31 protein-coding genes are annotated in these 20,410 nt (G+C 63.3%); 8 read left to right on the top strand and 23 right to left on the bottom strand.

Annotated features, from left to right (window positions below):
- Window positions 1-3: 3 nt before the first annotated feature.
- The 6 genes from V6V88_RS16935 to V6V88_RS16960 form a co-directional block, all read right to left on the bottom strand.
- Complete coding sequence (locus V6V88_RS16935; protein ID WP_223576102.1) at window positions 4-591, bottom strand: NUDIX hydrolase; 588 nt, start codon at window positions 589-591, stop codon at window positions 4-6.
- Between the two features lie 85 nt (window positions 592-676).
- Entirely contained in the window at window positions 677-1,930 is a 1,254-nt protein-coding gene (locus tag V6V88_RS16940) for an Hsp70 family protein (protein ID WP_223576103.1), read from the bottom strand.
- 76 nt (window positions 1,931-2,006) lie between these two features.
- On the bottom strand, window positions 2,007-2,327 hold the full coding sequence (locus tag V6V88_RS16945) for a hypothetical protein (RefSeq protein ID WP_128828570.1): 321 nt from the start codon (window positions 2,325-2,327) through the stop codon (window positions 2,007-2,009).
- A gap of 153 nt (window positions 2,328-2,480) precedes the next feature.
- Window positions 2,481-2,705, bottom strand: a complete 225-nt coding sequence (locus tag V6V88_RS16950; RefSeq protein WP_056324642.1) for a DUF3820 family protein — start codon at window positions 2,703-2,705, stop codon at window positions 2,481-2,483.
- Window positions 2,706-2,710: 5 nt separating this feature from the next.
- Window positions 2,711-3,259 carry a cysteine hydrolase family protein gene (locus V6V88_RS16955; RefSeq protein WP_338615695.1) on the bottom strand — a complete coding sequence of 183 codons (549 nt, stop codon included), beginning with the start codon at window positions 3,257-3,259 and terminating at the stop codon, window positions 2,711-2,713.
- A 9-nt stretch (window positions 3,260-3,268) separates the two neighbouring features.
- Entirely contained in the window at window positions 3,269-3,748 is a 480-nt protein-coding gene (locus V6V88_RS16960; RefSeq protein WP_062840626.1) for an OsmC family protein, read from the bottom strand.
- 200 nt (window positions 3,749-3,948) lie between these two features.
- Between V6V88_RS16960 and V6V88_RS16965 the strand changes: the two genes are divergently transcribed.
- A complete protein-coding gene (locus V6V88_RS16965; RefSeq protein WP_223576105.1) occupies window positions 3,949-4,374 on the top strand; it encodes a copper resistance protein NlpE in 426 nt (141 codons plus the stop codon).
- Window positions 4,375-4,455: 81 nt separating this feature from the next.
- Window positions 4,456-5,205, top strand: coding sequence for an ABC transporter substrate-binding protein (locus tag V6V88_RS16970; RefSeq protein WP_280003236.1), 750 nt, complete (start codon window positions 4,456-4,458; stop codon window positions 5,203-5,205).
- Between the two features lie 72 nt (window positions 5,206-5,277).
- On the opposite strand, the gene V6V88_RS16975 is transcribed toward V6V88_RS16970, so the two are convergent.
- Complete coding sequence (locus V6V88_RS16975; protein WP_280003234.1) at window positions 5,278-5,610, bottom strand: zinc ribbon domain-containing protein; 333 nt, start codon at window positions 5,608-5,610, stop codon at window positions 5,278-5,280.
- 9 nt (window positions 5,611-5,619) lie between these two features.
- Complete coding sequence (fmdA, locus tag V6V88_RS16980; protein ID WP_223576108.1) at window positions 5,620-6,849, bottom strand: formamidase; 1,230 nt, start codon at window positions 6,847-6,849, stop codon at window positions 5,620-5,622.
- A gap of 347 nt (window positions 6,850-7,196) precedes the next feature.
- Between fmdA and V6V88_RS16985 the strand changes: the two genes are divergently transcribed.
- Genes V6V88_RS16985 through V6V88_RS17005 form a run of 5 tightly spaced genes read left to right on the top strand, consistent with a single transcriptional unit; the run spans window position 7,197 to window position 9,468 of the window.
- Window positions 7,197-7,688, top strand: a complete 492-nt coding sequence (locus V6V88_RS16985) for a hypothetical protein (RefSeq protein ID WP_108696859.1) — start codon at window positions 7,197-7,199, stop codon at window positions 7,686-7,688.
- Between the two features lie 7 nt (window positions 7,689-7,695).
- Window positions 7,696-8,358: an SOS response-associated peptidase family protein gene (locus V6V88_RS16990; protein WP_338615697.1), complete on the top strand. Its 663-nt coding sequence runs from the start codon at window positions 7,696-7,698 to the stop codon at window positions 8,356-8,358.
- Between the two features lie 55 nt (window positions 8,359-8,413).
- Complete coding sequence (locus tag V6V88_RS16995) at window positions 8,414-8,722, top strand: hypothetical protein (RefSeq protein WP_338615698.1); 309 nt, start codon at window positions 8,414-8,416, stop codon at window positions 8,720-8,722.
- Window positions 8,723-8,778: 56 nt separating this feature from the next.
- A complete protein-coding gene (locus tag V6V88_RS17000) occupies window positions 8,779-8,988 on the top strand; it encodes a type II toxin-antitoxin system HicA family toxin (protein ID WP_336298573.1) in 210 nt (69 codons plus the stop codon).
- 57 nt (window positions 8,989-9,045) lie between these two features.
- Window positions 9,046-9,468, top strand: a complete 423-nt coding sequence (locus V6V88_RS17005; RefSeq protein WP_338615702.1) for a type II toxin-antitoxin system HicB family antitoxin — start codon at window positions 9,046-9,048, stop codon at window positions 9,466-9,468.
- Window positions 9,469-9,570: 102 nt separating this feature from the next.
- Here V6V88_RS17005 and V6V88_RS17010 read toward each other — a convergent pair whose 3' ends face one another.
- From V6V88_RS17010 to V6V88_RS17025, 4 genes are read right to left on the bottom strand one after another with little or no spacing between them, the layout of a single operon-like run.
- Window positions 9,571-9,972, bottom strand: a complete 402-nt coding sequence (locus V6V88_RS17010) for a hypothetical protein (RefSeq protein WP_338615703.1) — start codon at window positions 9,970-9,972, stop codon at window positions 9,571-9,573.
- Window positions 9,969-10,469, bottom strand: coding sequence for a hypothetical protein (locus V6V88_RS17015; RefSeq protein ID WP_338615704.1), 501 nt, complete (start codon window positions 10,467-10,469; stop codon window positions 9,969-9,971). Before V6V88_RS17015 ends, V6V88_RS17010 begins: the two co-directional genes overlap by 4 nt.
- Window positions 10,466-10,744 (bottom strand): hypothetical protein, encoded by a 279-nt coding sequence (locus tag V6V88_RS17020; protein WP_338615706.1) that lies wholly within the window; start codon window positions 10,742-10,744, stop codon window positions 10,466-10,468. The genes V6V88_RS17015 and V6V88_RS17020 overlap by 4 nt, the downstream gene beginning before the upstream one ends.
- A 1-nt stretch (window position 10,745) precedes the next feature.
- Window positions 10,746-11,054, bottom strand: a complete 309-nt coding sequence (locus V6V88_RS17025; protein WP_108696865.1) for a hypothetical protein — start codon at window positions 11,052-11,054, stop codon at window positions 10,746-10,748.
- 169 nt (window positions 11,055-11,223) lie between these two features.
- On the opposite strand from V6V88_RS17025, the gene V6V88_RS17030 reads away from it, so the two are divergent.
- On the top strand, window positions 11,224-12,297 hold the full coding sequence (locus V6V88_RS17030; RefSeq protein ID WP_338615708.1) for an acyltransferase: 1,074 nt from the start codon (window positions 11,224-11,226) through the stop codon (window positions 12,295-12,297).
- Window positions 12,298-12,319: 22 nt separating this feature from the next.
- Here the strand turns inward: V6V88_RS17030 and V6V88_RS17035 are convergent, their stop codons facing one another.
- The 11 genes from V6V88_RS17035 to V6V88_RS17085 form a co-directional block, all read right to left on the bottom strand.
- Window positions 12,320-12,751, bottom strand: coding sequence for a hypothetical protein (locus V6V88_RS17035; protein WP_179689449.1), 432 nt, complete (start codon window positions 12,749-12,751; stop codon window positions 12,320-12,322).
- A gap of 2 nt (window positions 12,752-12,753) precedes the next feature.
- A complete protein-coding gene (locus V6V88_RS17040; RefSeq protein ID WP_338615712.1) occupies window positions 12,754-13,476 on the bottom strand; it encodes a hypothetical protein in 723 nt (240 codons plus the stop codon).
- The gene (locus V6V88_RS17045) at window positions 13,477-14,127 is read right to left on the bottom strand and encodes a DUF2612 domain-containing protein (RefSeq protein ID WP_338615713.1); all 651 of its coding nucleotides are present in this window, start codon (window positions 14,125-14,127) and stop codon (window positions 13,477-13,479) included.
- A complete protein-coding gene (locus V6V88_RS17050; RefSeq protein WP_179689452.1) occupies window positions 14,124-15,314 on the bottom strand; it encodes a baseplate J/gp47 family protein in 1,191 nt (396 codons plus the stop codon). Before V6V88_RS17050 ends, V6V88_RS17045 begins: the two co-directional genes overlap by 4 nt.
- Window positions 15,307-15,651, bottom strand: a complete 345-nt coding sequence (locus tag V6V88_RS17055; RefSeq protein ID WP_338615715.1) for a hypothetical protein — start codon at window positions 15,649-15,651, stop codon at window positions 15,307-15,309. Before V6V88_RS17055 ends, V6V88_RS17050 begins: the two co-directional genes overlap by 8 nt.
- Window positions 15,648-16,355 carry a Gp138 family membrane-puncturing spike protein gene (locus V6V88_RS17060; RefSeq protein ID WP_338615716.1) on the bottom strand — a complete coding sequence of 236 codons (708 nt, stop codon included), beginning with the start codon at window positions 16,353-16,355 and terminating at the stop codon, window positions 15,648-15,650. The genes V6V88_RS17055 and V6V88_RS17060 overlap by 4 nt, the downstream gene beginning before the upstream one ends.
- The gene (locus V6V88_RS17065) at window positions 16,340-17,164 is read right to left on the bottom strand and encodes a hypothetical protein (protein ID WP_271265346.1); all 825 of its coding nucleotides are present in this window, start codon (window positions 17,162-17,164) and stop codon (window positions 16,340-16,342) included. Before V6V88_RS17065 ends, V6V88_RS17060 begins: the two co-directional genes overlap by 16 nt.
- Complete coding sequence (locus V6V88_RS17070; RefSeq protein ID WP_338615719.1) at window positions 17,157-17,465, bottom strand: hypothetical protein; 309 nt, start codon at window positions 17,463-17,465, stop codon at window positions 17,157-17,159. Before V6V88_RS17070 ends, V6V88_RS17065 begins: the two co-directional genes overlap by 8 nt.
- On the bottom strand, window positions 17,462-18,004 hold the full coding sequence (locus V6V88_RS17075) for a phage baseplate protein (RefSeq protein WP_338615720.1): 543 nt from the start codon (window positions 18,002-18,004) through the stop codon (window positions 17,462-17,464). The genes V6V88_RS17070 and V6V88_RS17075 overlap by 4 nt, the downstream gene beginning before the upstream one ends.
- Complete coding sequence (locus tag V6V88_RS17080; RefSeq protein ID WP_338615722.1) at window positions 18,004-19,860, bottom strand: phage tail tape measure protein; 1,857 nt, start codon at window positions 19,858-19,860, stop codon at window positions 18,004-18,006. The genes V6V88_RS17075 and V6V88_RS17080 overlap by 1 nt, the downstream gene beginning before the upstream one ends.
- A 90-nt stretch (window positions 19,861-19,950) precedes the next feature.
- Complete coding sequence (locus V6V88_RS17085) at window positions 19,951-20,406, bottom strand: hypothetical protein (protein ID WP_179689457.1); 456 nt, start codon at window positions 20,404-20,406, stop codon at window positions 19,951-19,953.
- Between the last annotated feature and the right edge of the window lie 4 nt (window positions 20,407-20,410).

Below are 20,410 nucleotides of genomic sequence, written 5' to 3' on the forward strand. Positions count from 1 at the left end.
CGTTCAGGCGGCGTTGTCCTGCCAGTCCAGCTTCCAGGCGCCGGACAGCACGTTCTGCATCCACAGCACGCAGGTCAGGGTCTTGGCGTCCGTGACCTCGCCCTGGCTGCAGGCGGTGATCAGGTCTTCGGGGCGCGTGCTGATCACGTCCAGGAATTCATCCTGGTCGAGCTGGCGTTCCCCAGCCTGCAGGCCGCGCGCAAAGAAGATGTGAATGATCTCGGTGGAATAGGCGATGGCCAGATGCAAGGCGCCCGCGTGGGCCCATTGGGCGGCCGTATAACCGGTTTCCTCGAGCAATTCGCGCTTGGCGCACACCAGCGGATCCTCGCCCGGATCGAGCTTGCCCGCCGGAAACTCCGTCATCACGCGCCCGATGGGATAACGGAACTGGCGCTCCAGCAGCACCCGGCCGTCGTCCAGCAGCGGAATCACCACCACCGCGCCCGGGTGCACCACGTATTCACGGATGCCGGTGTGGCCGTTGGGCAGACTGACGGTGTCGCGGCGGATCTTCAGGAAGCTGCCGTCGTACGGCGCCTCGCTCGCGAGCAGCGTTTCGACGAGATGGGTATCGGCGGGTCGGGTCATGAGGACGTCTGGATCATGGACAGGAAGGGGCGGATGGCCGTGCGAGGCACGCCTGGCAGCTTACCATCGCCCCGCCGGCCGCCGGTCAGCCGAACTTGCGCGCCGCGTCCAGCGCGAGGCCCGCCCCGATGCTGCCAAACAAGTCGCCTTCCACGCTGCGCGCCTCGGGCACCAGCCGGGACACGCTTTCGCGCAGGCGCGGCACGCGGCTGGAGCCCCCGGTGAAGAACACGGTGTCCACGTCCGCCGTGGACACGCCTGCATCGCGCAGCAGCTGGCCCACGGTGGTCTCGACCTTGTCGATCAACCGCCCCACGCATGCGTCGAACGACGGGCGCGTCACCTCGACGCCCAGGTCCGGCGCGACGCGCGACAGGTCGATACGCGTGGCGGGCGCATCCGACAGCGCGATCTTGGCTTCCTCGACCTGCACCGCCACCCAGTGGCCCGCACGCTCCTTGACCAGGTTCAGCAACAGGTCGATCTTCTGGCGGTCGCCGGCCTCGGCGCGGATGTAGGCGAAGTGCTCGGCCGCCTTGCGCGTGTAGGCCTGGTTGATGGTGTGCCAGCAGGCCAGATTGCCGTACTGCGTCGACGGCACGTCCTTGCCGCTGCGCAGCTGGCTGCCCAGGCCCAGCAGCGGCATCACATGCGCCAGGCTCAATTGCTTGTCGAAATCGACCCCGCCGATGTGCACGCCGCCATAGGCCAGAATATCGTCGCGGCGGTCGGGCTTGGCTGCGCGGTCCGGTCCCAGCCGGATCAGCGAAAAGTCCGACGTACCGCCGCCAATGTCGATCACCAGCACCAGCTCTTCACGGCTGATCTGCGACTCGTAGTCAAACGCGGCCGCCAGCGGCTCGAACTGAAACTCGATGTCGGTAAAACCCACGCTGCGCGCGATCTCTTCCAGCGTGTCCTGCGCCGTCTGGTCGGCGGCGGGATGGTCGTCCACGAAGAACACGGGACGGCCCAGCACGGCGCGGGTAAAGCCGCGCCCGGCGGCCGTTTCGGCGCGCGCCTTCAATTCGGCGATAAAGCGCGTCAACAGCACACGGAACGGAATGGAGCGGCCCTGCACTTCGGTCGAGCCGTCGATGAGCGAGCTGCCCAGCAGGCTCTTCATCGAGCGCATCAGGCGCCCGTCATAGCCGGCCAGGTAGTCGGAGATGGCCGCCCGGCCATAGCTGACGTCGGCGTCCTCGTCATGAAAGAAGATGGCCGACGGCAAGGTGGTCTTGCCGTCTTCCAGCGTCAGGAGCGCATGTTGGTCGGGACGGCTCCAGCCGACGGTGGAATTGGAGGTGCCGAAGTCGACGCCGCAGGCGGTGGAAATCATGGGAATTCAGGCGCTTAGAGCAAAACGGCGCACAAGTGTACCCGCTCTGGCTCCGGCCCTGGACTCCCACCCGCTTCTATTGCTGCTGGCGGCGCTGCTCCAGTTCGCGCAGGCACTGCTCCAGGCCGGCCTGCATCTGCGTGCGCGACGTGGCGGCACGGTCAGACACCGTGCGGCAGCGTTGGAATTCGGCCTGGCTTTGCGGCGTATCGCGGATCACCACCGGCGGCGTCTCGGGCGTGACCGTCATGCGCAGCGTCGACGGCGGCGACAGGCTGCCCGGGCTGGACGGAAACTGCATTTCCTGCGCCGTGCCGGGCACGGCGTTCTGGGCTTGGGCGGCGCCCGCCGCGCACAGGGCAGCAAGCAGGAAGGCAGAGACGTGGTGTTTGTTCATGGAAACCTCTTCGATAAGTCAGCGTCCGGTCCGATGGCCGGCTGCGACCCTATCGTATTACGCGGCGTGGCGCCCGCGTCGTGCCAAGACGCTACACGGAAGCCGCCAGTTGTTTCCTGGCATTTCCGGTCAGCCCCGCTTGCCGGATTGCCCTCAAGATGGGCGCCGCGATTGGCGCAACGGGTCCAGCAGCGACGACAGCCCGTTATGGTCCAGTTCGTGCATCAGCGCCAACAGGCGCCCCAGCTCTCCAGGCGGAAAACCCTTGCGCGCGAACCACGCCAGATAAGGCCCCGGCAGATCGGCAATCAGCCGCCCCTTGTATTTGCCGAAGGGCATGTCGCGCGTGACCAGCAGCGACAGCAGTGCCGGGTCCATCACGTTCATCGCGGCCCGCCGCCGGCAAAGAGTTCGGCGGACGGCGCCGCGGCGATCTTCACGCCAAAGCTCGAAATGTCCGGCAGCGTCGCGTTGTGGTGCGCCCGGATCTGCGCGCCATCCGCGTGCGGCTTGTCGTGCGTGGTGTGCGCATCGGCCGCCAGAGTCACGGGCAATCCCAGCCCCGCCGCGCGCCGCACGGTGGTGTCCACGCAGAACTCCGTGGCGTAGCCGCACAAGACCAGTTGCGTCACGCCCCGGTCCGCCAGCACCTGCGCCAGATCCGTGCGCAGAAACGAATCCGGCGTCGTCTTGCGGATGCGGATGTCTTGCGCGGAAGTCGCCAGGCGCGTGTCCAGATCCCATCCCGGCGCGCCATGCGCAAGGTCCGAGCCGGGGCTTTCATGCTGAACATAGATGACCTGCGCGCCGGCCGCGCGGGCGCGTTCGGCCAGCGCGTTGATGCGCGACAGCACCTGCGCGGCCTCGAACGGCGGCGGCGAGGTTTCGAACAACGCGCGCTGCACGTCGATCACGACAAGAGCGGTATTCATGGAATGTCGTCAGGAGGCGGACTGGATCACGATGCGTGGCTCGCACCGTACCGGAAAATTCACGGAATTGGCAATGAAGCAGAAATGGTGCGCGCGCTCGTGCAGCGCTTGCGCCAACGCGGCGTCGCCGCCCGCCGCGATCGTGACCTGGGGTTTGAGCGTGACCGAGGCAAACGCGCCGCCGCGCTTCGGGTCCTCCACCATGACGCCTTCGGCCTCGTCCCGGTAGGCCTGCACGGTCACGCCTTCGACCGCGCACAAGTGCAGATACCAGAGCTTGTGGCAGGCCGACAACGAGGCCACCAGCATGTCCTCGGGATTCCAGCGCGCGGGGTCGCCGCGAAAGGCCGGGTCCGACGATCCCGGCACGTCGGGCTTGCCTGCGGCCTGGATCAGGTGGTCACGCGAATAAGCTGCGTAGCCGGCCGTGCCGGCGCCGGTGTTGCCGGTCCATTCGACGGAAACTTTGTAATGGTGTTCGCCTTTCATGCCTGTCGCCCTATCGCCGCGCCGGCAGCCCGATGCCGCCTCCCGCGCAAGGAACGCCGAGCTTAGCGCACGCCTGCTTGTCCCGGTTGGCCAAATTGGCGGCGTTGCGGTCTTACATCCCGTTTCAGCATCGGACAGTTACTGTCCGTATCGTGAAAACGCGTCTGGCCCTCAGTCAGGCCGTCACACAGGAGCTCGCCATGATGAAAACCACCCTGACCTGCACCCTGAGTCTCGCGCTGCTTGCGGGCTGCGCCCCGTCCAAGCCGATCACCGCCCGCTCCGTGCCGGTGGACAACCACACCGCCCGCAATTCCCTGGATTGGCCTGGCAGCTATGAAGGCGTGCTGCCCTGCGCCGATTGCCCGGGTATCCGCACGCGCCTGACGCTGATGAAGGACGGCCGCTACGAAAAGCTGACCCAGTACCTGGACCGTCAGCCCCAACCCGAAGTCGTGGCCGGCACCTTCAGTTGGGAGTCCGACGGCAGCACGATCCGTCTGGACGCCGCGGGCGACAGCCAGCGTTACTTCGTCGGCGAGAACCAGGTAACGATGCTGTACCGCGACGGCACGCGTCCCACCGGACCGCTCGCGGGTCATTACGTGCTGCGCCGCGCGCAATAAGGCATCGCGCCGCTGCGGGCTTTGGGGCTATCCTCTGGCATCGACCGCGCCCGGCGGCGCGTCCCCTCCCGCAAGGAAGCCATGAAGACCGATCACGAACTGCTGTCTGCCTTCGCCCCCACGGGCGTGCTGCGCGCGTCCATCAACCTGGGCAATCCCATTCTCGCGAACGCCGACCCCGCCACTGGCCAACCCGGCGGCGTGTCGGTGGATCTGGCGACCGAACTTGCGCGCCGGCTGGGCGTGACACTGGAACTCGTCGTCTTCAAATCGGCGGGCGAATCCGTCAGTGCGGTGGCTGCCGAACAGGCCGACGTCGGCTTTTTCGCGATCGACCCGCTGCGTGGCGAGCAGATCGCCTTCACGGCGCCGTATGTCGTCATCGAAGGCGCGTACCTCGTCCGCCAGGACTCGCCCGTCGCCAGCATGGACGAAGTCGACCGCCCGGGCCAGCGCGTCGTCGTCGGCAAGGGCAGCGCCTATGACCTGTATCTGACACGCGAACTCAAGCAGGCCGAAATCTTTCGCGCCCCCACCTCGCCCGCCGTCGTCGACACCTTCTTGAAGGAAAACATGGAAGTCGCCGCGGGCGTCAAACAGCAGCTGGAAGCTGACGCGCAACGCCTGGGCGGCTTGCGCCTTCTGGACGGCCATTTCATGCTGATCCGCCAGGCCATGGGCGTGCCCAAGCGGCGCGGCGACAAGGCCAGCGCCTACCTCTCGGCCTTCGTCGAAGCCATGAAGAAATCGGGCTTCGTCGCCGAGGCGCTGGCGCGGCACAAGATCCAGGGCGCCGCCGTGGCGCCGCTGGAACCGGCAGTGCAGTCGTAGACGTAGTCTTAGACGCGGGAACGCCGCACGGCCGGGCGTCTTCAATCAGCGGCCCGGCCGGCAGGGATCGGACTAGTGACTGATCATCCAGGGCCTCGCGCCCGCGAATGACTTGGCGCCATCGCCCGACGTGCGCGTCCGGCCCCGCGACCGCCCGCCGCTGCAGCACCCGCAGTTCATGCCGTGCCCCGCCCGCGTGCTGCGCGGCTCGTTGGCGCTGCGTTCATTGGCCGCATGCGCCCGGTTCATCGCCGAGGACAGCGCAGACACCGCCGGTGCACCCGCCACGATGCGGCCTGACAGCACTCCGCACTGCGGGCATGCGGCCGGATCCCGCCACTGCGCCAAGGGCCGCAACACCGCAAACTCGCCGCAATCCGCGCAGGCATAGTCATACATCGGCATCGTCGTCTCCTACAAATCGCGCGACAGCGGCATGTCGACGTCGCCCTTGATGTGCTTGACCGGTCCGCTGGCCGACGGCTGGATGTCGAAATCGAAAATCTCCGTCGGCAACCAGAGCGTCGCGCACGAATTGGGAATGTCGACCACGCCGCTGATGTGCCCCTGCACCGGCGCGCAACCCAGCAGCGAATAGGCCTGCGCCCCCGAATAGCCGAACTTCTTCAGGTATTCGATGGCGTTCAGGCACGCTTGCCGGTAGGCCACGTTCACGTCCAGGTAATGCTGCTTGCCGGCCTCATCGACCGAAATGCCTTCAAAAATCAGGAAGTCCTTGTAGGCCGGCGTTATCGGACTGGGCTTGAAGATCGGATTGCGGATCGCATACTTGTCCATGCCGCCCTTGATCAGCGACACGCGCATGTGCACCCAGCCGGCCATTTCGATCGCGCCGCAGAACGTGATCTCGCCGTCGCCCTGCGAAAAATGCAGATCGCCCACCGACAACCCGCCGCCCTTCACATACACCGGAAAAAACACCCGCGCCCCGCGCGACAGGTCCTTGATGTCGCAATTGCCGCCATGCTCGCGCGGTGGAACCGTGCGCGCCCCCTCGCCCGCCGCGCGATCGCGGTCCGCGCCCTGCAACGCGCCCATGTGCGCGGTCTTGGGCGCAGGCGGATTGGCCAACGGCGGCACGCGATTCGGATTGGTATCGATCAACGCCTGCTCACGCCGGTTCCATTCGTCCAGCAGCTTGCGGTCCGGCAGGCACCCGATCAGTCCCGGATGAATCAGACCCGCGAAGCTCACGCCCGGAATATGCCGCGACGACGTGAACATGCCGTGAAAATCCCAAATGGATTTCTGCGCATGCGGAAAATGATCCGTCAGAAACCCGCCGCCATTGTTGCGGCTGAAAAACCCATTGAATCCCCACAGGCTGTCGGGCTTGGCGCCGATATCCAGCAGGTCCACCACCAGCAGGTCCCCCGGCTCCGCGCCCTCCACGCCCACGGGCCCGGACAGAAAGTGCACGGTGGACAGATCCACATCCCGCACATCGTCGGCGCTGTCGTCGTTCTTGATCGCGCCGCCCGTCCAGTCATAGGTTTCCAGAATGAAATCGTCCCCGGGCTTGACCCACACCGCCATCGGAATATCCGGATGCCAGCGGTTATGGATCTGCTTGTTATCGTAGGGGGATTGTTCCAGATCGACACTGATAAGCGTGTTGGTCATTCTCTTTCATCTCCGTCGTAAAGCGTTGATAAAACAGAAGATTTGACCTCTGGCTGTCTAAAATGAAGCGGCAAGTTAGGCTTCGTAAGCCATTGATCTGTAAGGGACGGTAGGACAGTTTTAGACAGCGGTAAACTGGCTTTTTGCACAGTGCGTCAAATCCTTCTTCATCCCACTATCCGAGAGTCCAGTAGGCTGCCGGGCATATGCTGCAGCAAGCAGAAAATGAGGGCGCGCCCTAGAATAGAATTTCTTTCCGCTGGCTACTCACGTACTGAACAATGTCCCCGCCGCCATCTCCCGAGCAGTTTGCAGCCGCCGCAACGTTGACGCAGACAGCTAGACACATGGCGCCAGCATCCTTGTCCTTTTTGAACGGTATTCTGACGTTGACGGGTGCAGCCGTCGCCCTGCTTATCTCCCAGGCCAATGTGCTGCTTGGATTAGTGTCGCCGGCGGCGATGAAGTATGGACTCGCCGTTCTCATCTTCAGCGGCCTATTCGGATTGATGGCCAAATACAACGCCTCCATCGTCGAAATGGCATTACGTCTTGAGAGCGAAGGTGAGCAGTTCGGTAAGGCCTTAGAAGCTCGATTGGCGAGCCAAGGCGTGACAGAGCTTGACACTCAGAAATATGAGGATGAAGTTCTTCGAGGGCTTTTTTGGCCGACGAAGATTCTTGTCGCACGAAGCTTCGCGAAGAACCGACGTGGCGACTACACAGCTCAAGCTCGGACTGTTGCCAAACTTAGTCAGGCAACAGGGCTTTTGGTCCTGCTTCAATTCCTATGTGTAGCGATAGGGCCACTCATAATGGTCGTTGGCATCAGAGGATAGTTATCTGATGTGCAGTCATTACCAAACCCTGAAAGACGCTGAGCTGCTGCTGAAGAAGTTCGGCGTGACGAGGCCGGGCGTCCTTGGCAAGTACGACATGTGGCCGCGCTATCAGGGCATCTTCGTCCGCCGGCCGCCCGAGCATGACGCTGGCGACGAGGCCGTGCCCGGCATCGAAGCCGTGACGGGCCGCTGGGGCCTGATATCCGGTTCCACCCGGCCGGACGCGCTGGCCGGCGCCGAGAAGCTGTCGACCTTCAACGCCCGCGATGACCGCGTCGCCAACGCCTTTACCTTCCGCAATGCCTGGCGCCGGGCTCAGCACTGCGTCATCCCGGCCGACGCAATCTTCGAACCGGACTGGCGATCCGGCAAGGCGGTGGCCACCCGGTTCACCCGGGCGGACGGCGCGCCGCTGGGCATCGCCGGGCTTTGGGATCGATACCGGGACGCGGCCGGCCAGTGGCATGAGAGCTACACGATGCTCACCATCAACGCCGACCAGGATCCTCTGTTCCGCGACTACCACCAGCCCAACAAAGAAAAACGCATGGTGGTGATTCTGCCCGAGGGCGCCTACCGTGACTGGCTGACGGTCAGCGCCGACCAAAGTCGCGACTTCCTCGTGCCCTTCCCCTCCGACAAACTCGTCGCCACACCGATGGCCTGACCCCGATTCTGCCGCAATATACTGTATATCCATACAGCCTTATCGCAGCAGAATCATGCTTTGCTCCGTCGTCCGCACCCACTACCTTGGCCAGAAGCGCCGGGACAACGACCCGGCCCCGGCCGTCACCGGCACGGTGCGGATGTACTCGATCACGCGCGAGGACATGCGCCGTCAGGTGCGCGTCATGACGATGGATGGCCTGGCCAAGTTCGGCGCGACGGCGAAGGGTCCGATCCCCGACCTACTTGAACCCGAACTGCTCACCTTCTGCTCTGACAGGGGGATGATGGTCTGCGGCTTCGAGGAGATCGACGGGCGGCGCTACTACCAGGGATGGTGGATGCAATGGCTGGTCGAGTGAAATACTTTGACCCAGCATCAACTTTTTTGTTGACCGTATAAACGTTTTTGTTTATAATGTTTTCACTGTCAACAAACAAAGGAGGTGCGGTGAAGCAAAGCGAGTTCAAACGGTGGCTCGCTTCCAAAGGAGTGACTTTCGCAGAGGGTAGCAACCACACGAAAGCCTACTACAACGGAAAACAGACCACCCTGCCTAGGCACCCTTCCAAGGAATTGAGAGACGGCACTAGGCAGAACATCCTGAAGAAACTAGGACTGAAATAGGAGGAGGCCCCGAAAGGGGCTTCCCCACTCGCTACGCAACACCGCACAGCAAATTATATGGCTCGATATCCTGCATTTCTCGACCCCGAGGGCGACGGCTTCAACGTCACGTTCCGCGATATCCCGGAGGCGATCACCTGCGGCGACAACCGCGATGACGCGCTCGAAATGGCCGCCGGCGCTCTGGTGACTGCCATGGAGTTCTATTTTGAGGACCGTCGGCCCGTGCCTCTTCCGTCCGATCCAAAAGACGGGGAGGTTCTTATCGCCCTTCCCGCAAGCGTATGGGCGAAGGTTCTATTGCTGAACGAGATGATCGCTCAGCGTGTCACGCCTGCGGAGTTGGCCCGCAGGATGAACACACGCCCGCAAGAGGTGACCCGCATCATTAATCTGGGTCACGCCACGAAGATCGACACCATCGCGGCGGCCCTGCGCACGATGGGAAAGGATCTCGAGATTTCCGTCCGAGAAGCCTAGCGCAACGGCTGCGGCCAGGCGCCGACCATCGCACCATGCCGGGCCGCGCATTCCCCATACTGCATAGTCAGCGCCATGTAGCTGCGCGCGAAGTCATCCCAGCTATCGCTCGTCACTTCCGGCACCGGCGGGCACGGCTGCGCCAGGTTGGCTGGCAGCATTGGCCAGGCGGCCGGCCTCGTTGATGTGCTGCAACCGCTCAGCGTCAATGCGGCAGCCAGCAGGCAGAGGGCTTTGAACTTCGACACGGGTATACCTCTCGATGGTCTTGGGCTTAGCGTCGCGCAGCGCCACCAAGGCGCCCTCCAGGGTGTCGGAGATTCCGCCCAGGCGTGCAGCCTGGGTCTTGAACTCGGTCAGCTCAGCCAGCGTGTGGTCGGCATTCGCCTTGGCGACCCCGGCCTGATATTGGCTCGTACCGTACCAGCGCACACCGAGTACGATGGCCACCACCAGGGCGCCGCCCATCAGGTACGGCACCGCGGCGCGCAGCAGGGGGTTCATCGCGTCACCTCGGCTACCGCCCGCGCGTACAGGGCCGGCCACGTCTGCGCATGCGGCTTGCCCGGCCGCCAGGTGCGCAGGTAGAGGTTCCAGGCGCCCTGCTCATCGCCGACCGCAGGCAGCCGGCCGGGATCACTCCACAGCAGCAGTCGCGCCAGGCCGGCCGCCAGCACGTCGTCGTGCTCGATGGCATCCCAGATGGCAGCGTCGCGCGCCGCCACGCCTCGGGCCTGATAAAGGTGCGCGGCCGCGGCGCTGGTGGCGACGTGCCGGCGGACGCCGTGCACCATGCCGCCGCCCTGCTCTGCCTGCCAGAAGCTCTTCGCCGGTCCGGTCGGGCGCGGCGGGTTGCCCACGAGCTGGCGGCGATGCTCGAAGCGCGATTCTTGCAGCCCGATCGCCAGCAGCATGACGCGCGCTTCGGGCGTGTCCATGCCGGCGGGCAGCAGCGCCAGCGCGGGGTCGATGCCAGCGGCGACGATTTCGGATAGCGTCATTGCTTGGGGCTCCTGATGTGCTTGGCCGTCACCGCGGCCACGTAAAAGGCGGCAGAGGCCGCGAGCGCCGCGTCTCCCGCGCTGGCCCAGCCCGCCACGAAAATGCGGCAGGCCGCTCCGGTCGCCGTCAGGCCGATGGCCGACAGGCCGATCCGCTCGAACGTCGTGTCCTTGATGCCGCGCGAGAACACCGCCAGCGCCGCGCCGCCGGCCACCACCAGCCAGCAAACGAAAGCCAGCACCGCCCACAGTGTGAGAATGATGGTGCTGTCCATGTCACGCCCCTTTGCCGCGCACGCGGTCGATGACGGCCTGCCAGAGAGCGCCCACCGGTGCGGCCTGCACTGCCTCCCAGGCGCGCGACACGATGGCCATGCCGAACATGCCGGTCAGGAAGCCCGCCAGTCCCTCAGGGATACCCAACATGAGCGAGAGGTACGGCGACGCGTAATAGGCCACCAGCGACCCGCTGACGGCCATGCTCAGACGCGCCGGCCAGGACCCTTGCAGGTATCGCATGGACACCGCCGCGCCAAGCACGCCGGCGAACTTGGCCGCGAAGGCGTCGAAGTCTTGGATATTCAATCCCGTCCCCTATAGACGTAAAAAAACCCGCCGTGGCGGGTAAAATTCGAGGTTATGCACTGGCGCTGCCCTGAAGCGCCGCGCTCGGCCGCTCAAGTGACACTGCGGCTTCCCGATCAATTATCAGACGCACCAAAAAGTGCGGCGACACATCGCCCCAGAATGAGAAATGATTAAAACCGAGCGCTTCCCAGGAGCTGACGGAATACGCGGGTTGGCTTGCGTCGTCGTTTTGCTCACGCATGCGTTCGCTATGTTCTTCATGACCACCGCGGGCCTTTACCTCGCTGGTACGGGAAAAATTGGCGTTTGGCTGTTCTTCGTCCTCAGCGCATTCCTCCTGACTCACAAGTTTCAGACTTCCGGTTTTTCAGTTTCCGTACTGGCCTCGTATGCTCTCGGCCGGGTGCTGCGAATTCTGCCGCTGTTCGCCATCGCTGTTGGCGTGTACTTCGTGCTGGGCACGGCCGGCATAGATTCCGCGCGAGACGTGTGGCTCTCTCTGACGTTTCAGAAAGGCTACGCGCATCTCTGGACCATCCCCGTCGAGTTCACCTTCTACGCATGGCTCCCCCTTGTTGCAGCCCTGCTCATAGCGGCGCGCAAGCACAGCATCCGAACCGTGACGGGTGCCGCCGTCGCTCTGATAGCGATCCAGCAAGCGCTGTGGCCCTACTGGCGCACAGAAATCAACGCCATCGGGACACAGTGGTATCTGTCGAGCTTCACGATCGGCTGCTACCTTGCCACCATCATCAACGACGTGCGCGGCCGCATTTCCGATCGGACCTCGAATGTCATCTGCGTTCTGGTCACTGCAGGGTTGGTGATGGGAAGCCCCGGCGCACGCCACGCACTTTTCGGCGTTCCCTACGACACGGCGCTGGCTGACAAATTCGTCTATATCAGCGCCGCCTGGGCATTGTTCATTGTCGCGACGATCGACCTTAAGGGCGTCTTCGGTCGCTTGGTCGATTCGGCGTTCATGCGCAAGATGGGCGCCTGGAGCTATTCCGTCTACCTGTTCCACTGGCTGGTGTTCATGCACCTGCAGACGAGATTCCAGGGCAGCCCGCTCGCCATGATCGCTGCCGTGGTCATCTCAATCTTCGTTGGTGCGGCTGCCTATCGTTACTTGGAAATGCCGCTTGAACGCTTCCGCCACCGACTGCAAGCGCGGTTCCTCGCGCGCGGCGAACAGCCCGAGGGAATCGGTGCCCTAAAGCGCACGCCGCGCGCGTAGCCCCTCGTGTAGTCGCCTGGAGTCAGGCAAGAATCTCCGCACCAGCCCGGAACAAGTCGTCGAGCTGCTCGCTCGTCCAACCCAACGCCTCGGCACCCGCATTCAACGCCGGGCTGGTGCGGGAAAACTCGGCAGCTGTTTCAAATGCGAGCCGATGCAGAGGATGGGTGTTCGGGTCAGCGGCCCACGCTTCCACGTCGTGCAGCAAACCCGCTTGCATTAACGCTGCCAATGCTTGGAAGCGAGAAATGATTCGCGGTGCGGTCGAAGCCGAAGGTGGATCAATCAAGACGGGTTGCCCATTCTCGTCCGCGGTTATCAACTTCCCGGACTCTTGTCCGGACAGAAGTTCGATGTACCTTTCTTCACTGATCCCAACCGCATTTGCCGGGATGTCGGCGCCGTGGATGTCTTCTCGGTAGAACCCAACGGGACTCGCAGAGAAATAAATCATGTTCAATACCCCAAAGCAATCCAGCGAACCGTGCCGTTCTGTCCGACGCCGGAAGGGTTATGCAAGTAAATTTCGCACTGTGACTTGCTCACCGATCGGTAAGCAGTGCACATCGCGGCAGCATCCGTGTCCGTAACACCGGTAAAGTTCGCAGTGGGAAACGCGATGGGAAATGTCACGATCACAGATCCGTTGACCGCGTTGGCGTTGCCCCATTGCATAATCAAGCCGCCCGGCAGCTTTTGGAATCCAGTTGCTCCGAGAGTCTGGTTCGCTCCCTTAAAAGCTTCCGCAAGCTTTTTCGGCGTCAGCGAACGCGTATCGTCAGTCTGCGCCTGTGCTTGTGCCGTAGTCGCGACGCCAGTTGCCACTCTTGTCCAGTTGGCGCCCACGGCGCCCGGTGTAGTCAGGTTGTTGTCGATGTCGGACACATAAACGACCTCGCCGACCATCACCTGCGCGCCCGCCGGCCACCCGCCGTCAATGGCTTGCCAGATGGCGAAGCCACGCAACTGCATTTCGCCAATCCCCTCGGTGACCTCGCTCAGAATGCCGTTCATCTCCGCCCGGCCCACCGGGCGATAGTTGGGGTTGTCGTTGGGCAGTTCGTAGTCGGGCGTCCAGCCGGCCTGCAGCGACACCTTGCCGTCGGGTTGATCCGCAGTGGCCAATGCCTCTTTGTCGCCCGTCGCCGCGAACGGCGTCTTGTAGATCCTGGTAGCCATTTACGCTCCGAAGTTTCCGTTTTCAAAATTGAGGTGGTTCGGGCCGAAGCCCCAAGAGGGCCGAACTTGCACCGCCCACTTGATCCCGACCGTAGAGGGCCGGGGCAGGATGTCCGTCTTTTCCAGCAGGCGCCGCAGCCTGTAATCGGGCGTACTCGAGAACATGAACGTGATGGTCGTCATGTCGTAGTTGTCGAACACAGAGGCCTTCCCGGCCCCGAAGACGCTTTCCAGCGCGCGATTGATGTTCGGCGCGGTCGGCCGCATGGTCAGCTGGAACCAGCGCAGCTTCAGCAGCTTGCGCGCAGACTCGATGTCGAGGCTCACCTGGCCATCGGCGGCGCGGCCGAAGTTCCCGTTTTCGAAGTTGGCGTTGCTGACTCCGAACCCGAACACGCCTTCAACGCGCCGCGGCGCGCCGATCTCAAGCGACACGCCCAGAATGCGCGCCCAGACCGAGAGTCCGAACTCGTTGGCCGTGTCCAAGTCGAAAACGTCCCGATTCCAGTTGCGCCAGAACTCCGCGTGGTGATCGTCGAGCCAGGCCTGATCGTTCCGCGCCAGCGCGACGGCGCGCGGGGCGCCCTCGTACTGCCATAGGATCGACCGCATCAGATCGACGGAGAAGTCGAATTGCTGCGTGCCGCTCATGTGATCACCACCTGGATGGAGCTGCGCTGCGTGCGCGCGATCTGATTGGGCGCGATCTCCATCGTGTCGGCCGACCAGGTGCCGGAACCGACAACCGAAAGCTCAACCTTCTTGACGAAGATCGTCGGCTCTTGCTGGTTGACGGCGCTGGCGAGCTCGAAGGTCGACACATCGCTGCCCACCACAAAACTGACGTCTCCCTCGATGTCCCCGTTGACGTAGTTCATGATCAGGTCCGGGACGAGCTGCTGGACGTCCAGCGAACTCGCCTTGACCGTCACGCGGATGAGGAGAGCAATCTCCTCCGGCCGGTCGAACTTCACTTCGTACAGCCGGCCGTTCACCGGATCCGGGACCGGGACAACCACCGCGCCGTTGTATCCGCCGCCGACGGTCTTGGTCTCGAAGAGCGCCTGGGCCACTTCCTGATCGGTGCCGCCCTCAACGCATGCCCAGATGCTGTGCTTGCGCATTGGGATGCCGTCGATCACCTGGTCGACGTCGGCGTAGTTCTCCAGGTAGTAGCACGAGCGAACGGCCTCGATGTCATACAGCCGTGAAACGATCGCCTCGTTGATCGACGTCGTCTGCAGCGCCAGAGTCTGCGCGCGCCGCCGGCGCAAGAGGACGTCGTTCTCTTCCACCTGCCCAGGGATAGCCGCGGCCGGGTTGGTGATCGTCTCCCACCCCAGGACGCTGGAGGCTACCGAATCCAGGCCGCCCGGCGGCACGACAATTTCGCCGTCTTGCAGCGCCCGCAGATTGCCCGTGGCAGTGCCGGCCGAACTCAGTACGACCGTGGTCACAAGTTCGAACTGCTCGCCCAGCGCCGTCTCCGCGATCGAACCGGCGGGGACATTTGTGCCGGGCACGCCGCCCAAAATGGCTCCCACGATCAGCGATCGCACGCTGCTGCGGCGCCGGCCGCCCGTCAGTGCCATGAGCGAGTCGAGGAACACGCCGCCGGCGAGCGCCGGATTGATCTGGTTGGCCAGCTCGGCGTTGTTGCGCGCGATCGCGTCGCGCTCTTCGGTGATCCGCGTGATCAGCATGCCTTGCGGCGTTGCCGGGTCGGTGGGCATGTCGTCGCCGAAAACGGCCCGGAATTCTGCTTCCACCTGCGCGCGCGTCGTGGCCGTATCCGCGACGATGACGCCGCGATTGGCGATGAAACTGTAATCAGCCATTGATCGTTACCGTGCCGTATGTGGTTTGGAGCGTCGCCGTGTACTTCAACGCCTCGCCCTCGATATGCGTGACGAGACTCACGATGCCAGTGACGTCCGGGGTATCCAGCAGGCGCCGGCGCAAGGACGCCTCGAACTGCGCCATGTTGGGCTGCTTGCTGAACGCCTCGCGCAGGAACGGGATGCCCTCGTCATAGGCATGGATCATCTCCGCGCGCGCCGTGGCCGCGAAGTGCTTGGCCTCCTGCGCCACTGCCTGAGCATCCGAAACCATCGCCAAGTTGCCATTGGGCAGCGTCACGAAGTCGTTGTCGTCGTCGGTCTGGAACGTGATCAATTGGGGGCTCCCGAGTTGCCGCTACCCGGCTGCACCCCGCTGTGGTTGTGGGTGCCTCCGATGTTCTTGCCGTTGTGGGTGAGCGTGCCGCCGGACATCGCCACATTCCCGCCGCTGGTGGCGACGTTGCCCTTGAACTCAATGTCCCCAATCCATTCCGACTCAGGAATTTCCACCTTCGCTTTGGGCGCCTTGATCCGCACCTCGCCAGCGTGCAAAGAGATGCAGACCGCACCGTCCAGAGATTGCAGCACCAGGGCGTCGGCGTTATCGCCAGCGATCGCCCAGTCCTTGATCGTGTCGGGAAAGAACATCGCATCCGAGAACGAATGAAGCCGCTCCGTGTTCGGCCAGTCTTCGCGGCCGCCGCGCTGGAACATCAGGGACACGTCCCGGTCGTTCGCTTTCAGCCACCCGAAGTCTCCCGGCTTGATCGGAAACCGCATGAAGAATCCCCCGCCACCGAACCGAAACACCGGGATGTTCGGTATGCTGCCGCGGGAGATCTTCTGCCCGTCCGTCGTGCCGACCATTATCAGCGGCTTGACGACTGCCCGGTTCGACGCGTCGTCATAGGACACGACTTGGGCCGGCAGCATGTCGTCCAGGTTCTCGCGTATGAACGAGCGGATCCAGGACTTCAAGACGCCCGATAGGCTTCCATCGTCGGCGCCGTCGATATCGGGGGCTACAGTCGGCTGCATGTCGCTTGGTAGAAGAATGGGTCTTCGTGGCTGGCCACGTCGAACTTGAGTTGATCGATCTTGTAGTCGCCATTGAGCGACCGGTTGAACTTGCTCTCAAGGCGCAAGGTGCCGCCCAGGACCGACTCGCCGTCGATCAGATAGGTCACCTCCACGCCCTTCTCCGTGGCCTTCGGGATGCCCACCATGCCGCTGTTCATGTTCAGGATCTTGACCCGGCCGCGCACGGCCTTGTCGAAGTCCTGCACGATCAGCCGGGCGTCATCCACGAAGGCGCGAACTCCGCCGGCCTCCGCCAGGCGGTTCACCTGCCCCAGCGCCCCGCCGGTGTAGGTGTAGTTCGCGATCAGCTTGTCCATGGCCTGGAAATCGAGCGTGGCGCCAATGTCGGTAGCCACCGCCGAGGCGATGGCTGAGAGCTTCGACGTCGCCTGCGCGCTCTTTGACACGACCGTGCCGTTCGCTGCGTTGCCGGTCTTGGACTTCAAGACGATGTCCACGTCCGGCGGGCTGCTGGGCTCCGCGCTGATGATGTCGCCCGTGTAGACCTTGAACAGGCCGGTGGATACGCGCCCCACTTCCACAACCAGGCGCTTCGGCGTCCGATTCTTGTTGAACGGGCTCGTCTCGGTCAGCAGGAAGTCACGCGTCTCGCGCCGCAGATTCGAGATGGTCACGCTGCACTCGTTCTGCGTCGCGTTGGCGTACTTCGTGCCGCTCGCCTTGATCCGCATCCCGTCCGCGGCGCTGTAGTAGTTCATGCGGCCGGATACCTCGACCCCGATCCGGATGGCGCGTAGGTCAATCATCGATGCCAACCTCCGTCGGCTCCAGGTAGATCAGTGATTGCGACCGCCCGAACTCCTCCCACCATGGCAGTTCGCCGTCCCGGGTTAGGATGGCGAAGTTGCCCTGGTGGCTCAGGTAGCGGTACGGCAGGATGGGGAATTCAGCGACGATCCGCTGGCCACGGATCAGGTCGACGCCGTCGCGGCGCACGTCAGCCAGCATGGTTCCGATCGCAACCTTGATCGTCAGCTCCCACAGGACGCCGTTGATCGTGGTCGAGAACGTCTGATTCGGCACCGCCAATAGGCTGATGTCTCTCAATTAAACACCCCGCTCAAAACGCTGCCCTTCCGCTCGGTCGCGGTTCCAGATTCTTGGGACGTCTGCTGACCGCGCTTCACGGTGCTTGACTGGCTTTTGTCCTCCACCTTCGCCGGCGGCAGCTCGCCGAACTCGGGCTTGACTTCGATCCACTCCTGCAACCGGATTGGGACATTGATCGCCATGCCCAGCTCGGGCGTCTCGTCGTGCGGCATGTCCACGATCAGCATGCTCTCGTAGGACTTGACCTTCGTCTGGACGGTCAGAAGCTTGTTCTGGTCGAACGCCTGACGCAGCGATTCGAACTGATTGCGCGTGTCATCGACCACCAGGAAGTCGATCTGGATCTCAGTCAACTCTCGCACAACATGGTCGGATCGCTCTGTTCCATCCTCGACCGCAAACTTGGTGGCCCGCTTCGTCTCCCTCACCGCGACGCGCATTGGATGGGCGGACGCAAAGAGGGTTTCGAAGCTCTCAGCATCAAGGATCGTCACCTGCTGCTGAGTGGACGTCGAAAGGGTGTCTGATAGCTGCATTACCGCCCCATCCCCGTGGCCGAATCTGCCTGCACGTTCTTTAATTGGTCCTTCAGCTCGCTGCCGATCGACTGGCTTATGCCCTGCGCGTCAGTCGCTTGCGTCTGAACCGTGACCTGGCCAACCTGCACGTTTGTCTCGTTGTGCGTGTTGCTGGCGTTCGAGATCGCGTTGGATGTGATCGAGTTCACGGGGTTGGCCGCGGCGGTATCCAACGAAACCCGCGCCGCATTCACGCTCTCTGCCATCTGCCCTTCCGCATGGATGGGGTTCGCTTCGACCTGGCGCATCGGCTCCCTGCTCTGCGCAGCGGGTTGAGGCGGTGCGAACTCCGTACGAGACGACTCTGCCTTCGGACGAGCGCCCCGACGCCAGCGCGGATCGTTTTGTACGGCAGGGAGGTCCGCCTCCTCCGGACTTTCAGCGACGCGCTTGCCCTCAACGGCGGCCGCCTCGGCGCTCTCCGCCGCCCGCTTGTTCTCGGCGGCGGTCGCCTCAGCATTGGCTACGCCTTTAGACACGCTGGTGGTCGTGATCTGAACGTCGTCGTCACCGCCAAAGCCTAGCCACTTCCCGATTTTCTTGATGACCGCCGACACACTGTCGAACACGCTCCCCACGTACTCCCATGCTCCCCGCACAACCTTGACGATCCCATCGAAGATGTCGCGAATGCTGGCGCCCATAGAAGAGAACGCACCCACCACCTTGTCGGGAAAGCCCTTGATAACCTCCCACGATGTCGAGATGGCATCGACCACCCACTTGAACGCAGCTTTCACCGCCTCGGCCATTGCCTTGACCGTTTCGCCGACGATCGGATACTTCTCCGAGATCTGCCCGATGAGTGAATCATTCCCGTCCAGGAAGTTCATCACGTCGTCGTACAGCAGCGCGAAGAGCGCCACCACTGCAGCGATCGGCGCCGCCACCGCCAGGAACGGGGCGATCAGGGCCCAAACCGCCGCAGTAGCCGAGACCACCGCAGGCAGGAACATGGCCGTCAGGATCGTCGTCAGACCGATGAAGAAGCCCTTCACGAATGTGTCGTGACGGTTCATCCAGGACACCACCGAATCCAGCTTTTGTATGAACCAGGTGATGGCCGGCAGGATCCAGTCCACGATGCCGCTCGTCGCAACGCCGGCGCTCTGCTTCAGCTTGGCCAGGGTTTCGGAGTAGACCCGGACCCGCTCAGCCGATTCCTTGGTGACGACGCCCTGCTCTTTCTGCACGCGCAGCATGCGCTCGACTTCTTGGCGCCCCTTCAGCAGTAGCTCGACCGACCGGTTGTCGGTAATGCCGAGCTCCTTGATTCGGAAGACGGCCTGCTCGCGGCCCATCCCTTCGACCGCGCCCGCCAGCTCGACCATGCCCTGCACGGCGTTCTTCGCGTTGCCGTTGACGTCCTTCAGGCTGATGCCCAGCGCCTTGAATGTCTTGGCGCGGCCCGATTCCACATCTTGAAGCGCCTCGCCGATGGACTCGGCCATGTCGGTCAGCGAATCACGCGCGCCCTGGGCGTCGCCGCCCATCCGCTCAATGGCCTTGCCGAACGCGTCCACGTCCTCGATCGCCACGCCCAGCGCGTCGCTGGTGTTGCGGATCTGCTCGACCGTCTGGACGTGGTTGTTGAACGTCTCCAGCGCTTTGGAAGCGGCGACCGTGGCCAGGATGGCGGCGCCGATCCGGGTGAATGCCCCCTTGATCTTCTCCTCCATCAGGCCGGCGCGCCCCTCGGCGGTCAGCATCGACTTCCCGAACTCGTCGGTCTTCTTCTCCGACTTGTCGATCTCCTTGTTCAGCTTGGAGTTGTCGGCGTCGATGATGTACGTCAGGGCGTCCAGCAAGGCCATGTCACTTCCTCTTTTCCGCTTCCATCGCGCGGATTTCGTTGACCTTGTTGGTCGTGGCGATTTCCCAAAGGTCCATCGCCTCTTCCAGGTCTATTTCGGTTTTGAGCTCGACGAGTCGGGCGAGGCCTGAGCTGACAATTGATCCAATAAAGGGGTCAGCATTGGCATAATCGAGTGGAGACACTTTTCCAGCAGGCAGTCGAGGAAACCGCGCTGCCCGCCGAGTCCGAAAAAACCGGTGTTCTCCTCGATCATTTCGATCTCCAGCTTCATCAGCTGGATCCCGTCATCGACGTGGTTGTCGATCAGCGCCGCGGTGTGCAGCCGCTGCTCGCGCCCGTCCAGATCCACCGCCACATAGGCCATGAGCTTTTTCATGACCTCTTCGGAGGTCTGGTAGTCGCCCAACTTGGGGATGTTCGAGAGCGGGTACTTGGCGATCACCTCCCGCGCCACCGTGGCCGGCAGGCGGGAAATGGTGAATGCCTTCTCCACGCCGTCACGGTTCTTGACCATGACGACGCGGGGTTTGATCAGGTCTGCCATGGCG

Source organism: Achromobacter sp. E1 (assembly GCF_037039475.1).
GTDB classification, from domain to species: domain Bacteria; phylum Pseudomonadota; class Gammaproteobacteria; order Burkholderiales; family Burkholderiaceae_B; genus Achromobacter; species Achromobacter mucicolens.

Coding starts and splice junctions, on each gene's coding strand:
- V6V88_RS17035 (WP_179689449.1), bottom strand. CDS start 12,751: ATGATTTATTTCTCTGCGAGTCCCGTTGGGTTCTACCGAGAAGACATC.
- V6V88_RS17020 (WP_338615706.1), bottom strand. CDS start 10,744: ATGGACAGCACCATCATTCTCACACTGTGGGCGGTGCTGGCTTTCGTT.
- V6V88_RS16995 (WP_338615698.1), top strand. CDS start 8,414: ATGCTTTGCTCCGTCGTCCGCACCCACTACCTTGGCCAGAAGCGCCGG.
- V6V88_RS16960 (WP_062840626.1), bottom strand. CDS start 3,748: ATGAAAGGCGAACACCATTACAAAGTTTCCGTCGAATGGACCGGCAAC.
- V6V88_RS17080 (WP_338615722.1), bottom strand. CDS start 19,860: ATGGCCTTGCTGGACGCCCTGACGTACATCATCGACGCCGACAACTCC.
- V6V88_RS17040 (WP_338615712.1), bottom strand. CDS start 13,476: ATGGCTACCAGGATCTACAAGACGCCGTTCGCGGCGACGGGCGACAAA.
- V6V88_RS16945 (WP_128828570.1), bottom strand. CDS start 2,327: ATGAACAAACACCACGTCTCTGCCTTCCTGCTTGCTGCCCTGTGCGCG.
- V6V88_RS17050 (WP_179689452.1), bottom strand. CDS start 15,314: ATGGCTGATTACAGTTTCATCGCCAATCGCGGCGTCATCGTCGCGGAT.
- V6V88_RS17015 (WP_338615704.1), bottom strand. CDS start 10,469: ATGACGCTATCCGAAATCGTCGCCGCTGGCATCGACCCCGCGCTGGCG.
- V6V88_RS16940 (WP_223576103.1), bottom strand. CDS start 1,930: ATGATTTCCACCGCCTGCGGCGTCGACTTCGGCACCTCCAATTCCACC.
- V6V88_RS17010 (WP_338615703.1), bottom strand. CDS start 9,972: ATGAACCCCCTGCTGCGCGCCGCGGTGCCGTACCTGATGGGCGGCGCC.
- V6V88_RS17045 (WP_338615713.1), bottom strand. CDS start 14,127: ATGAGCGGCACGCAGCAATTCGACTTCTCCGTCGATCTGATGCGGTCG.
- V6V88_RS16935 (WP_223576102.1), bottom strand. CDS start 591: ATGACCCGACCCGCCGATACCCATCTCGTCGAAACGCTGCTCGCGAGC.
- V6V88_RS16990 (WP_338615697.1), top strand. CDS start 7,696: ATGTGCAGTCATTACCAAACCCTGAAAGACGCTGAGCTGCTGCTGAAG.
- V6V88_RS16970 (WP_280003236.1), top strand. CDS start 4,456: ATGAAGACCGATCACGAACTGCTGTCTGCCTTCGCCCCCACGGGCGTG.
- V6V88_RS16950 (WP_056324642.1), bottom strand. CDS start 2,705: ATGGACCCGGCACTGCTGTCGCTGCTGGTCACGCGCGACATGCCCTTC.
- V6V88_RS17065 (WP_271265346.1), bottom strand. CDS start 17,164: ATGATTGACCTACGCGCCATCCGGATCGGGGTCGAGGTATCCGGCCGC.
- V6V88_RS16985 (WP_108696859.1), top strand. CDS start 7,197: ATGGCGCCAGCATCCTTGTCCTTTTTGAACGGTATTCTGACGTTGACG.
- V6V88_RS17030 (WP_338615708.1), top strand. CDS start 11,224: ATGATTAAAACCGAGCGCTTCCCAGGAGCTGACGGAATACGCGGGTTG.
- V6V88_RS17075 (WP_338615720.1), bottom strand. CDS start 18,004: ATGCAGCTATCAGACACCCTTTCGACGTCCACTCAGCAGCAGGTGACG.
- V6V88_RS17000 (WP_336298573.1), top strand. CDS start 8,779: ATGTTTTCACTGTCAACAAACAAAGGAGGTGCGGTGAAGCAAAGCGAG.
- V6V88_RS16965 (WP_223576105.1), top strand. CDS start 3,949: ATGATGAAAACCACCCTGACCTGCACCCTGAGTCTCGCGCTGCTTGCG.
- V6V88_RS17060 (WP_338615716.1), bottom strand. CDS start 16,355: ATGCAGCCGACTGTAGCCCCCGATATCGACGGCGCCGACGATGGAAGC.
- V6V88_RS17085 (WP_179689457.1), bottom strand. CDS start 20,406: ATGGCAGACCTGATCAAACCCCGCGTCGTCATGGTCAAGAACCGTGAC.
- V6V88_RS17005 (WP_338615702.1), top strand. CDS start 9,046: ATGGCTCGATATCCTGCATTTCTCGACCCCGAGGGCGACGGCTTCAAC.
- fmdA (WP_223576108.1), bottom strand. CDS start 6,849: ATGACCAACACGCTTATCAGTGTCGATCTGGAACAATCCCCCTACGAT.
- V6V88_RS16955 (WP_338615695.1), bottom strand. CDS start 3,259: ATGAATACCGCTCTTGTCGTGATCGACGTGCAGCGCGCGTTGTTCGAA.
- V6V88_RS16975 (WP_280003234.1), bottom strand. CDS start 5,610: ATGCCGATGTATGACTATGCCTGCGCGGATTGCGGCGAGTTTGCGGTG.